The organism is Streptomyces violaceus (assembly GCF_036014075.1).
GTDB lineage: Bacteria > Actinomycetota > Actinomycetes > Streptomycetales > Streptomycetaceae > Streptomyces > Streptomyces violaceus.
The window spans coordinates 6,748,883-6,761,464 of sequence record NZ_CP107911.1 but is presented as its reverse complement, the minus strand read 5'-3'; the positions used below and the strand labels follow the sequence as shown (position 1 = coordinate 6,761,464).

The 12,582-nt window shown below is 74.4% G+C and carries 8 protein-coding genes; 5 read left to right on the top strand and 3 right to left on the bottom strand.

The window, feature by feature from the left end; translation table 11 throughout:
* Window position 1: 1 nt before the first annotated feature.
* Both OG542_RS30365 and OG542_RS30360 read left to right on the top strand, forming a co-directional pair.
* Window positions 2–1,141 carry an acyl-CoA dehydrogenase family protein gene (locus OG542_RS30365; protein ID WP_328414938.1) on the top strand — a complete coding sequence of 380 codons (1,140 nt, stop codon included), beginning with the start codon at window positions 2–4 and terminating at the stop codon, window positions 1,139–1,141.
* Window positions 1,141–2,106 (top strand): acyl-CoA dehydrogenase family protein, encoded by a 966-nt coding sequence (locus OG542_RS30360; RefSeq protein WP_328414936.1) that lies wholly within the window; start codon window positions 1,141–1,143, stop codon window positions 2,104–2,106. The genes OG542_RS30365 and OG542_RS30360 overlap by 1 nt, the downstream gene beginning before the upstream one ends.
* On the opposite strand, the gene qcrB is transcribed toward OG542_RS30360, so the two are convergent.
* From qcrB to OG542_RS30345, 3 genes are all read right to left on the bottom strand, one after another.
* Window positions 2,078–3,736, bottom strand: a complete 1,659-nt coding sequence (gene qcrB / locus OG542_RS30355) for a cytochrome bc1 complex cytochrome b subunit (RefSeq protein ID WP_311125151.1) — start codon at window positions 3,734–3,736, stop codon at window positions 2,078–2,080. The genes OG542_RS30360 and qcrB overlap by 29 nt on opposite strands.
* A gap of 111 nt (window positions 3,737–3,847) precedes the next feature.
* Complete coding sequence (locus OG542_RS30350) at window positions 3,848–4,573, bottom strand: vWA domain-containing protein (RefSeq protein ID WP_328414933.1); 726 nt, start codon at window positions 4,571–4,573, stop codon at window positions 3,848–3,850.
* A gap of 12 nt (window positions 4,574–4,585) precedes the next feature.
* A complete protein-coding gene (locus OG542_RS30345) occupies window positions 4,586–5,317 on the bottom strand; it encodes an ABC transporter ATP-binding protein (RefSeq protein ID WP_193480592.1) in 732 nt (243 codons plus the stop codon).
* Between the two features lie 138 nt (window positions 5,318–5,455).
* Between OG542_RS30345 and OG542_RS30340 the strand changes: the two genes are divergently transcribed.
* Genes OG542_RS30340 through OG542_RS30330 form a run of 3 tightly spaced genes read left to right on the top strand, consistent with a single transcriptional unit; the run spans window position 5,456 to window position 12,490 of the window.
* A complete protein-coding gene (locus tag OG542_RS30340; protein WP_328414931.1) occupies window positions 5,456–8,791 on the top strand; it encodes an FtsX-like permease family protein in 3,336 nt (1,111 codons plus the stop codon).
* A gap of 1 nt (window position 8,792) precedes the next feature.
* The gene (locus tag OG542_RS30335) at window positions 8,793–11,525 is read left to right on the top strand and encodes an ABC transporter permease (protein WP_328414929.1); all 2,733 of its coding nucleotides are present in this window, start codon (window positions 8,793–8,795) and stop codon (window positions 11,523–11,525) included.
* The gene (locus OG542_RS30330; protein ID WP_328414927.1) at window positions 11,522–12,490 is read left to right on the top strand and encodes an ABC transporter ATP-binding protein; all 969 of its coding nucleotides are present in this window, start codon (window positions 11,522–11,524) and stop codon (window positions 12,488–12,490) included. The genes OG542_RS30335 and OG542_RS30330 overlap by 4 nt, the downstream gene beginning before the upstream one ends.
* Window positions 12,491–12,582: the final 92 nt, after the last annotated feature.

The following is a 12,582-nucleotide window of genomic DNA, read 5'->3' as shown; positions in this document are numbered from 1 at the left end:
CGTGGACCTCGCGTTCTCCCCGGCGGACGAGGAGTTCCGCACCGAGGTGCGGGAGTGGCTGCAGACGCATGTGCCGTGCGCGCCGCTGCCCTCCCTGGAGACGGCGGAGGGTTTCGCCGCGCACCGCGCCTGGGAGGCGGAGCTGGCCGCGGACCGCTGGTCGGTGGTCAACTGGCCTTCGGCGTACGGCGGACGGGACTCCGGTCTGCTGCGCTGGCTGCTCTTCGAGGAGGAGTACTACGCGGCGGGCGCCCCGGGACGCGTCAGTCAGAACGGCATCCATCTGCTCGCCCCGACCCTCCTCGACCACGGCACCGAGGAGCAGCGGGCCCGGGTGCTGCCCGCGATGGCCTCCGGCGAGGTGATCTGGGCGCAGGCCTGGTCGGAGCCCGAGGCCGGTTCGGACCTGGCGTCGCTGCGGGCGAAGGCCGTGCGCACGGACGGCGGCTGGTTGCTGAGCGGCCAGAAGACGTGGTCCTCGCGCGCCGCGTTCGCCGACCGCGCGTTCGGCCTGTTCCGCAGCGCCCCAAAGGCCCCGAAACCACACCAGGGCCTGACGTATCTCATGTTCGGCCTGCGCGCCCCCGGCGTCACGGTCCGCCCGGTCGCCCGTCTCGACGGCAAGCCGGCGTTCGCGGAGCTGTTCCTGGACGAGGTCTTCGTGCCCGACGAGGACGTGATCGGCGAGCCCGGCCAGGGCTGGCGGATCGCCATGTCGACAGCGGGCAACGAACGGGGGCTGATGCTCCGCTCGCCCGGCCGGTTCCTCGCCGCCGCGCGGCGGCTTAACGGGCTGTGGCGGGAGCGGGGCGGTCCGGTGTCCGTGCGGGACCGGGTAGCCGACGCCCTGATCGGCGCGCGGGCCTACCAGCTCTTCACGTACGCGGCGGCCTCCCGTTTCCTGGACGGCGAGGCGGTCGGCCCGGAGTCGAGTCTCAACAAGGTCTTCTGGTCCGAACTGGACATCGCCCTGCAGGAGACGGCCCTCGACCTCCTCGGCCCGGAGGGCGAGATGGCGGACACCGACTGGGCGGAGCGGTACGTCTTCGCACTCGCCGGTCCCCTCTACGCGGGCACGAACGAGATCCAGCGCGACATCATCGCCGAGCGCCTGCTCGGCCTGCCGAAGGGGCGCCGCTGATGCGTTTCCTCCTCGACGCCGAGCAGCGGGCCTTCGCCGCCTCCCTGGACGCCCTGCTGACGGCGGCCGGCACACCGGCGGTGGTGCGGGACTGGAGCCGGGGCGACCATGCGAGCGGGCGGGCGCTGTGGTCCCGTGTCGCGCAGGCGGGCACGTTCGCGCTGGCGGTCCCTGAGGCGTACGAGGGTCTGGGCCGGCACCCCGTCGAACTGGCCGTCGCGTTCGTCGAGTTGGGCCGCCATGCGGTACCGGGCCCGCTGGTCGAGACGGTCACGGCGGCGGTGCTGCTGTCGGGGGCCGGCCCGGGCATCGCCGAGCGGCTGCTGCCTTCGCTGGCGTCCGGCGGGACGATGGCGACGGTGGCACCCGAGGGGGCGTCGTACGCGCTGGACGGCGACGCGGCCGGCCTCAGGCTCTCCTGGGCGCCCGACGGCATCCGCCTCTCCCCCGGCCACGGCCCCGTCCGTCCCTCCCTCGACCCCGCCCGTCGCCTCACCCCCCTCACCCCCGGCGGCGACGTCGTCGACACCACCACGGAACAAGCCCTCGTCTGGGCCCGGCTCGCCACCGCCGCCCAGGCCCTCGGCGTGGGCCTCGCGCTGCTCGACAGAACCGTCGCGTACGTCAAGCAGCGCAGCCAGTTCGGGGTGCCCGTCGGCTCGTTCCAGGCGGTCAGGCACCGGCTGGCCGACGCGAAGATCGCCCTGGAGTTCGCGCGCCCGCTGGTGTTCGGCGCCGCGCTGACCATGCGTCCGGCCGATGTCGCCGCCGCCAAGGTCGCCGCGTGCGAGGCGGCGTACGGCACCGCGCGTACCGCGCTGCAGCTGCATGGCGCGATCGGCTACACGGCGGAGTACGACCTGTCCCTGTGGCTGACCAAGGCCCGGGCCCTGCGCACCGCCTGGGGCGGCCCCCAGGAGTGCCGGGCCCTGGTCGTCAGTGCGGCTGGTGATCGCCGCTGGTGATCTCCCGGTACTCCTCCGCCGTCGGCTTCTCGATCCGCGCGTCGGGCCCGAACATGGCGTTCGCGAGCCGGGCCCGCAGCCGCTCGGACCGCTTGACCTTGCGGCGGACACCCCCCGCGTCGATCTCGCGCCCGGCCTCGTACGGCGGCCGCTGCTCGTGCTGGGTGAGGGTGAACAGCCGGGCCTGCGAGAGGGGCTCGTGGATCTCGATGTACTCGCCGTTGGCCAGCCGTTTGATCGTGCCCGTCTCCATGCCGTGCAGCACCTTGGCGCGGTCACGGCGCTGGAGGCCCATGCAGATCTTCTTCGTGACGATGAAGGCGGCGACCGGCAGCACGAAGACACCGATCCGCACGAACCAGGTGATCGCGTTGATGGACAGATGCAGATGGGTGGCCACGATGTCGTTGCCGCCGCCGATCAGCAGCACCGCGTACAGGGTCAGCCAGGCCACACCCAGGCCGGTGCGCACGGGCGCGTTGCGCGGCCGGTCCAGGATGTGGTGCTCGCGTTTGTCACCGGTGATCCACGCCTCGATGAAGGGATAGACGCCGAGGGCGAGCAGGATCAGGGGGAAGAGCGAGAAGGGGATGAACACGCCCAGGACGAGCGTGTGACCCCAGAGGTTGATCTCCCATCCCGGCATCACCCGGATCAGGCCCTCGGAGAACCCGAGGTACCAGTCGGGCTGGGCGCCCGTGGTGACCAGGTCGGGGCGGTAGGGGCCGAAGGCCCACACGGGGTTGATCTGGGCGACCGCGCCCATCACCGTCAGGATGCCGAAGACGAGGAAGAAGAAGCCGCCCGCCTTGGCCATGTAGACCGGCAGGAAGGGCATGCCGACGACCGACCGCTCCTTGCGTCCGGGGCCCGGGAACTGAGTGTGCTTGTGGTAGAAGACCAGGATCAGATGGGCGGCGACCAGGCCCAGCATGATCCCGGGCAGCAGCAGAACGTGGACGGGGTACAGCCGCGAGATGATGTCCTCGCCCGGGAACTCCCCGCCGAAGAGGAAGAACGACAGATACGTTCCGACGATCGGGATCGACAGGATCGCGCCCTGGGCGAAGCGGATGCCGGTGCCGGAGAGCAGGTCGTCGGGGAGCGAGTAGCCGGTCAGGCCGGTGATGATGCCGAGCATCAGCAGGGTCCAGCCGAAGACCCAGTTGAGCTCGCGCGGCTTGCGGAAGGCGCCGGTGAAGAACACCCGCATCATGTGCACCATCATGCCGGTGATGAAGACGAGCGCCGCCCAGTGGTGGATCTGCCGGATCAGCAGCCCCCCGCGCACGTCGAAGCTGATGTCCAGCGTGGACTCGAAGGCCTTGCTCATGAGCACGCCGTTGAGCTCCGTGTAGGAGCCGTTGTAGACGACCTCCTGCATGCTCGGCTCGAAGAACAGGGTGAGGTAGACGCCCGTGAGGATCAGCACGATGAAGCTGTAGAGGGTGACCTCGCCCAGCATGAAGGACCAGTGGTCAGGGAAGACCTTGCGCATGTTGGCCTTGGCCAGCCCGAAGAGCCCGAGCCGCCCGTCCGCCCAGTCGGCGAGCCTCTCGCCCTTGCCGGGAGGGGGGCTCCGGCGAGCGGAGTCCGTCCCGTACACCCGTCGTGCGCCGTCGTCGCCCATACGTCGTCGCCTCCCCGTCGGATCCTTCCCAGCGTGGCACGGCCTCGCGGCGGTGCAAATGGGGCGTAAGGACGGATAGGCCAAGGGGACGAGCGGGTGACCGGGCCGGTCTCAGGCCGGCCGCACGATCCCCTGGGCCCGGGCGGCCACCAGCCACTTCGGGAACTCGCCCACCAGCCGGTCGTACAGCTCGGCGTCCGGCACCCTCCGTGGATCCTCACCCGCGTGGAAGAACCCGGCGTTGTCGACGATCCGCTTGCCCGGCACGGCCAGCTCGTCCAGCCTGCGCAGGAAGTCGAACTGCTTGCTGCCCGGGTCGCCGAAGCCGATGAACTGCCAGAACATCGGCAGCCTCGCCGCCTTGCACAGATACCGCTCGGCGGCGAGCTTGCTGATAGGGCCGCCGTCGGTCTGGAAGATCACGAGGGCGGGCTCGGCCGCACCGCTGTCGAGGTAGTGGTCGATGACGGCGTCCATGGCCAGGTGGTAGCTGGTCTTGCCCATGTGCCCGAGCCCGGCGACGATCCGGTCGATCCGCCCCTGGTGGTCGGCCAGGGCGATCCCGGTCTCGGCGTCGACGTCGGTGGAGAAGAACACGACCGGCACGGTGCCGTCGTCGTCCAGGTGCGCCGACAGTCCGAGCACCCGGTCGGCGAGCGCCTGCACGCTGCCGTCCCGGTAGTACGGCCTCATCGAGCCGGAGTAATCGACCACGAGGTAGACCGCGGCCCGCAGCCCGTCGAGGCCGTGTTTCGTGAGGGTCACCCCGGCGCTCTTGTAGAGGTTCACCAGCGCGGGAGCGGTCTCCTGGACCTTGCTCAGACTGATCGCGACCATGGCCTCACCCTCTCACTCCTCGACGACCACTCCGTCGCTCAGTTCCAGCACCCGGTCGGCCAGGCCGAGGAGTTGGGGGTCGTGGGTGGCGACGAGGGCCGTGACGCCCTCGCTGCGGACCACGGCCTTCAGCAGTTCCATCACCGCCAGGCCGGTGGCGGCGTCGAGCTGGCCGGTCGGTTCGTCGGCGAGCAGCAGGGCCGGGCGGTTGGCGAGGGCCCGGGCGATGGCGACCCGCTGCTGCTGTCCGCCGGAGAGCTCGGCGGGCCGCTGTGTCTCGTGGCCGGCGAGGCCCACCAGGGCCAGGAGCAGCGCCACCCGCTCCTCGCGTTCGCGCGGCTCGGCCCGGCGCAGCCGCAGCGGCACACCCACGTTCTCGGCGGCGGTGAGGATGGGGATCAGCCCGAAGGACTGGAAGACGAAACCGATCCGGTCGCGGCGCAGTTCCAGCAGCTCGCTCCCGCTCAGCGCCGACAGGTCGGTGCCGCCCACGACGACACGGCCGCTCTGCGGGGAGTCGAGGCCGCCGATCATGTGGAGCAGCGTCGTCTTGCCGGAGCCCGAGCGGCCTTTGAGGGCGACCAGTTCCCCGCGCCGGACGGCGAAGGAGGCCCCGCGCAGCGCGTGCACGGTCGCGGCACCCGTGCCGTAGGAGTGGTGCAGGTCCGCCACCCGCAGCATCGGCTCGTCGGACGCGTCGTCGGCGAGGGCGGCACCGGACCCCGGGCTGGTGTTCTCGGTCATCACCGCATCCCATACGGAACCGGTCCGGATGGTCAAGAGCGGAACAACCCGCATTCGAACTCATGCGCAGGGCCGGTAACTCCGTGATATGCATGCCGGGTTGGGGGAAGAGCGGTTCGGCCATCGGGTGGGGGAAGCGTGACGGGCTTACTGCTGCTGCGCCTGCGTGCGCACCGGCTGCTCCTCGTGGCCGCCCTGCTCACCGTACTGCTGACCACCTCGGTGCTCGCCACCCTCACGGCCTTCTCCGGCTCCGTCGGGGACGCGGCGCTGCGCGCTGTCCTGGACGGACGAGCCGCGGCCTCCGCCTCCCTCGTCGTGGAGGCGGACGTGCCCCGGGAGCGGCGGGACGCGGCGCGGCGGGCGGTGGTGCGCGGGGCGCGGGAGGCGTTCGGCGGGCTGCCGGTGACCGTGCGGGCGCTGGAGCGGTCCGGGCCGTACGCGCTGCCCCGTTCCCTCCAGGACGCCGACGCCCGCGCCGGGCAGCCCGATCTCACGCACCTCGCCGCCCTCGACCGGTCGCGGATCAGGATGGTCGCGGGCAGTCTGCCGGGCCCGGCTGCGGCGGCACGCACCGCCGCCGTGCCCGTCGCCCTGCCCGAGGCGGCGGCCGACCGGCTGAAGCTGCGGACCGGGGCGCGCGTCACGCTCACCGACCGGCTGGGCGGCGAACCGCTCCGGGTACGGGTGACCGGCGTGTACCGGGCGGCCGACGGCTCCGATCCCTACTGGCAGGCGGACGCCCTCGGCGGCCAGGGCGTGCGCACCGTCGACTTCACCACGTTCGGGCCGCTGCTGGCCGACGCGTCGGTGCTCGCCTCCGGCCGCGCCTCCGCGGACGGCACCGGCTGGGTGGCGACGGCCGACTACCGGACCGTCACCACCGACGGCATCGGCGCGCTCCGCGCGGCGGCCGTGCGCGCGGCCGGGACGCTGCGCGAGGACCCGGCACTCGGGGGCGACGCGGACGTACGCACCGAACTTCCCGAGGTGCTCGACCGGACCGGGCGGGCCCTGCTGGTGGCCCGGTCCACGCTGATGATCGTCTCCGTGCAGCTGGTGCTGCTCGCCGGGTACGCGCTGCTGCTGGTGGCCCGGCTGCTGGACGGCGAGCGGGCGGGTGAGACCGAGCTGCTGCGGGCCAGGGGCGGATCACGCGGCCGGATCGCGGGACTCGCCGCGCTGGAGGCGCTGCTGCTCGCGGTACCGGCCGCCGTCTGTGCCGCGCTGCTGTCCGGCCCGCTGGCCCGGCTGCTGGCCCGGTGGTCCTCGCTCGACCGGATCGGGCTGCGGCTCGATACCGTCCCGGCGGGCCGGGTCTGGCTGGTCGCGGGCGGGGTGGCGGCGGCGTGCGCGGTGGCGGTCGTGGCGCCCGCGCTGGCGGCGACGGCGGGCACGCCCGTACGGCTACGGCGGGTCCGTGCCGCGACGTCGGCCGCGCCCGTGCGGGCCGGAGCCGATGTCGCGCTGCTGCTGATCGCGGGCGTGGCGTACTGGCAGCTCGACCGGCAGACCGACGCGACCGGCGGCGGGGCGCTCAGCCGGGACCGGGCCGGGGAGCTGGGCATCGACCCGCTGCTGGTCGCGGCACCCGCGCTGGCGCTGCTGGCGGGCACGGTCCTGACGCTGCGTCTGCTGCCCCTCGCGGCCCGGCTCGCGGAACGGCGGTCCGCCGGCGGGCGCGGGCTGCCGGCGGCGCTGGCGGGGTGGCAGTTCAGCCGGCGTCCGCTGCGCGGGGCGGGTCCGGTGCTGCTGCTGGTCATCGCCGTGGCGACCGGAATGCTGGCGATCGGACACGGCGCGTCCTGGGACCGGTCGCAGGACGACCAGGCCGACTTCAGGACGGGCGCCCCCGTCCGGGTCCTCGACTACAGGCCGGGCAGCCCCGGGCAGACCGGTCTCTACGCCGCACTGCCCGGGGCCCGGGACGTCGCTCCCGCGCATCGCGCCACCCTGGGCCTCTCCGGCGGCCGCGAGGCGACGGTCCTCGCCCTGGACACGGCCCACGCCGGGGACGGGATGCTGATGCGCGGCGATCTCGCCGACGTGCCCCCGGAGAAGCTGCTGCGGGCCCTGGCCCCGCCCGCGCCGGACACCCACCGGCCCGTGCGGCTCCCCGGCGACACCCGGCGGCTCGCCCTCGACGTGCGGATCACCGACACAGGGGCCCGGACGAGACGCTCCCCCTCCGGCCGCGCGCCCCAGCTCACGGTGGTCGTCGAGGACCGGTACGGCATCGGGTACCGGCTGGGCGCCGGGAATGTCCCGGTGGACGGCCGGGTCCACCGGTTCACGCTCGACCTGGACGTGACGACGACGGGCCGCCGCGCCGCCCCGGCCGGACCGTTGCGGCTGACCGGGCTTCAGCTCGACGAAGCCTCTCCCGTCGGCCGCTCCGAAAAGCACCGCTTCACCGTCGAACGGCTGCTCGTCACCGGCCGCGACGGCTCCGCGCGGCCCGTCCCGGTGCCCGCCGGAACGCGCTGGCGGGGCGAGGGGGTGGTGACGGAGAACGGCGAGGTCGTCGCCCGTAAGGCCGCGAAGCCCGCCGTGTCGGGGAACGCGCCGCTGGCCGTGTCGTACGGCACCGGCGCCGGCCGCGAGGAGAGCTACGCAGCCCCGTCGATCTACACCGTCCGCGTCGGCACCGCCGGGGGCGGGGCACCGCGGACCCTCGCCGCCGTCGCCACCCGGGACTTCCTGCGGGCGGCGGGAGCCGAACCCGGCGACACCGTCGACGTACCGCTGTCCGGGGAACAGCTGCGGGTGCGGATCGTACGGCCGGTCGAGGAGCTGCCGACCGCCGCCACCGACCTGGCCGGAGAAACCATGACCGGCGGGGCGCTGCTGCTCGATCTGCGGGCCGTCGACGCCGTGCTGGCCCAGCGGGCCAGTGCGCCGCTCTCCCCCACCGAATGGTGGGTGAGCCCCGCCCCGGGCAAGGCCACCGAGGTCACCGCCGCGCTGCGGGCGCGCCCCGACCTCCAGCCGAACCAGGTGCTGGTGCGGGACGAGACCGCGGCCGAACTGCTGCGGGATCCGCTCGGCGCCGGGCCGCGCTCGGCGCTGACGGCGGTGGCGGTGGCCGCCGCTCTCCTCGCCGCCGGGGGTTTCGCGGTGAGTGCCGCCGGTGCGCGGCGCGAGCGGTCCGCGGAGTTCGCCGTGCTGCGCGCCCTGGGCGCGCCCCGCCGGGATCTCGCGCGGCTGGTCGCGACGGAGCAGAGCCTGCTCATCGGCGTCGGTCTGCTCGCCGGGCTCGGTCTCGGTGCCGTCCTGACCAGGGCCGTCGTCCCGCTGATCGTGCTGACCTCCGACGCGACGCGGCCGGTGCCACCCGTCCTCGTCGAACTGCCGCCGTTCCGGGTGGCGCTGCTCCTCGCGGGGGTAGCCGCCCCGCTGCTGCTGATCACCGCCGCGTCGGCGCTGCGCCGTGCCGAGCCGGCCGTCGCGCTCCGCCATCAGGGGGAGGACTGAGATGCCGAAGGAACAGGGCGCGCCCTGGGTGCGGACCCGGCTGCGGACCGCGCCCGTGTCCGCTGTCGCCTTCGGTCTGCTGGTGCTGGTCACGGCGTTCCTCGCCGCCGTCCTGCCCCGGGCCGTCGAGGCGTACGAGACGGACGGGCTGCGCCAGGCCCTCGCCGGTGCCTCTCCCGAGTCCACCGTGCTGGAGTTGAAGGCGCCGCAGCCCGGTCTCGAGAAGCCGGAGGAGGCCCGTGCGGACGCGGTGCTGCCTCAGGCGCTCGCGGCGGTCGAGGGCTCGGCCCGGGCGCTGCTGCCCGAGCCGCTGCGGGCGGACCCGGCCGAGTCGGCGTACGGGGTGCGCACGGGCAAGAGCCTGGAGGCACTGGACGCGTCGTTGCCCCGGCCCGACGGGCTGCCGCCCCGGTTCACCCTGCTCGCGCAGTCGGGAGCGGCCGGCCACGCCACCGTGCGGGAGGGCCGGCTGCCCACCGTCGGCACACCGGTGACCGTGGACACCAGGGTGGTGGAAGGAGCCGTGACCGCCGAGACCGCCCGCACGCTGCGGCTGCGGGCCGGCTCCGAGCTCACCCTCGCCGGCTTCCCCCACGGGCCGCTGACCGTGCGGATCACGGGCATCCTCGATCCCCGGCATCCGCAGCGGAGTTACTGGTCCGCGGAACCGGTCCTGCGCACACCGGCCCTGGCCGCCACCGGCAGCCGTCCCCCGCTGTACTACTGGGAGGCGGGTGTCCTGCTGGCGCCCGGGGCGGCACCGGCGCTGCTCGGCGGCCAGGGCGAGCCGGAGAAGTACTGGCGGTTCGCGCCCGCGGCCGGGGGGCTCACCGCGGGGGACGTCCCTGCGCTCGTCGACGGCGTCGCTTCCCTGGAGAACGGGCCCGGGTTGGTGCGGATGCGCGGGGCCGCCGGTCCGACGGCGCAGCTGTCCACCGGCCTGGAGCAGGTCGTCGACTCCTACACGGCGACCCGTGACGCGATCACGCCCGTGGTGGCCGTCGCGGCCTTCGGGATCGCCGCGGTCGCCGTCGTCGTCCTGGTGATGAGCGCGGGGGTGGCCGCCGCCCGCCGGGACGTCGAACTCGCCCTGCTGCGGGCCCGGGGCGGCTCCCTGCGCGGCATCGCCGGGCGGCTGCTGGCCGAGACCGCGGTGCCGGCGGTGCCCGCCGCGGCCTCGGGTCTGCTGCTCGCCGTGCTCGTCGTGGACGAGGCCCGGCCGCTGCCCGCCGTGCTCGGGGCGGGCGCCGTGGCCCTGCTCGCCTGTGCCGGGCTGCCGGTGCGCGCGGCCGTGGCGCATCGCAGGCCGAGGGCGCACCAGGAGCGCGACGACCTCGCCCACGCCAGGCCCGGCGGGCGCCGGACCGTCGCCGAACTGACCTTGCTGGTGCTGGCCGTCGGCTCGGTCGCGGCACTGCGCCGCCGCGGTACGGCCGGGGCGGGCGATCTGCTGGTGAGCGCCGCCCCGGTGCTCGTCGGTCTGGTCGCCGCGCTGGTCCTCGTACGGCTGTATCCGCTGCCCCTGCGGTGGGCCGCCGGCCCGGCCGGGCGGCTGCGCGGCGTGGTCGGGTTCCTGTCGCTGGCCCGCGCGGGCCGCTCACCGGCGGCGGTCGCCACGCTGCCGCTGCTCGCCCTGCTGACGGCCCTGACGACGGCCGCGTTCGGAGGGTCCGTGCTGGCGGGCGTGGCGGACGCCCGGGACCGGGCCGCGCTGCTGGAGACGGGCGCGGACGTGCGGATCTCCACGGCCGACGGTTCCCCGCTCCCGGCGGGTCTCGCGCGGGCGGTTCGGGAGGTGGCGGGCGTACGGCAGGTCACGGCCGTGGGAATCGAGTACGCCGCGGAGCGCGCGTCCGACGAGACGCAGTCGCTGCCGGTGGTCGGGGTCCGGCCGGACTCGTACGCGGGGCTGGCCCGGCAGACGGGACTCGGGGGTTTCGCCGCCGAGTCGCTGGGAGCCAGGGGCGGGGTGCTGGACGCCGTCGCCTCCCCCGAGGTCGCCGAGCGGCTCGGGCGGGCGCCGCACCGGATCGTGCTGGCGGGCGGAGCCGTCACGGTGCGGATCACCGCTGTGCGTCCCCGCACCCCGGCCGTCCCCGAGGGCGAGTTCCTGCTGGTCGACGCGGCGGGGCTGAAGGATTTCGGCGGTCCCTCGATCCTGCTGGCGGCAGGTGCCGGGCTCGACGCGAAAGCACTGCGGGAGGCCGTGAGCGGCGCCGGTGCGGATCTCTCCGTGACGCTGCGCGGCGAGGAACGCGCGGCGCTGTCCGACTCGCCGTTGCAGGCGGGCGCCGAGCGGATCTACGTCTGGGCCGTCGTGGCGGGCGCGGGGTACGCCCTGCTCGCCCTGGTGCTCGGCCTGCTGCGGTCCGCGCCGGAACGGGCCGCGCTGCTGGCCCGGCTGCGCACCCTGGGTCTGACGACCCGCCAGGGGCGGCGGCTGCTCGGCCTGGAGGCGCTGCCCCTGGCGCTGCTGGCGGCCGGCGGGGGCATGGCCGTCGGCTGGGCCACCGTGGGGCTGCTCGCCCCCGGCATCGACCTGGACCGGCTGGCTCTGCCCGACGCGTCCGGCGTGACGGCGCCGGGGGGTGCCGCGCTGCGCGCCGATGTGTGGTCGCTGGCCCTGCCCGCGGCGGGCGCGGTGCTGCTGGCGGGGGCGGTGGCCGTCGCGCAGGCCTGGTGGGCGGGACGCCGGACACCGATCACTCACCTCAGGGCAGGAGACATGCGATGAGCGGTACGACGGAGTCGCTCGCGGAGCTGGAGCGACAGGTGGCACGGCACCGCGACCGGCCCGCGTACGGGCACGACGCCCTGATCGCCTGCGACCGGCTGGTGCGGATCTTCGCCAAGCGCGGTGGCGGGGACGCCATGGAGGTACAGGCGCTCCAGGGGCTCGATCTCCTGGTGCGGGAGGGCGAGTTGATGGCGCTGGTGGGGGCGTCCGGCAGCGGCAAGTCGACGTTGATGAACATCCTCGCGGGCCTGGACGTCCCGACCGCGGGCGCCGCGAAGGTCGCGGGCCGCGATCTGCTGGCGATGGACGCGAAGGCGCGGTTGCGATACCGGCGTGAGGTGGTCGGCCTCGTCTGGCAGCAGACGGCACGGAACCTGCTGCCGTATCTGACGGCGGTGCAGAACGTCGCCCTGCCCATGCAGCTGGCGGGCCGCTCGCGCGGGAAACGGGTCGGCCGGGCGGAAGAGTTGCTGGCCATGCTCGGTGTCGCCGACTGCCGGGACCGGCGTCCGCGGCAGATGTCCGGCGGTCAGCAGCAGCGCGTCGCGATCGCCGTCGGCCTGGCCAACGCACCCGCCGTACTGCTCGCCGACGAGCCGACCGGCGAACTGGACTCGGCGACCGGGCAGCAGGTCTTCGCGGCGTTCCGCCGGGCCAACGAGGAGCTCGGCACGACGATCGTCATCGTCACGCACGACCAGGCCGTCGCCGGCGAGGTCCGCCGCACGGTCGCGATCCGCGACGGCCGCACCTCGACGGAGGTACTGCGCCGCACGGAGGTCGACGAGGCGGGCGAGGAGTCCCTGGTGGCCCGCGAATACGCGATGCTCGACCGCGCGGGCCGCCTTCAGCTGCCGGACGAGTACACGACGGCACTGGGCATGGCGGACCGGGTGCTGCTGGAACTGGAGGAGGACCACATCCAGGTGTGGCCCGATGAGAACAGGAACGGGAACGGCTGAGGACATGCGACAGCGCCTGCCCGGTCGTCCGGTCGGGGACTGTGGGACAGGCGCCATCTGTGTTCCGCACGCCTTTGTACGGGACGATTATC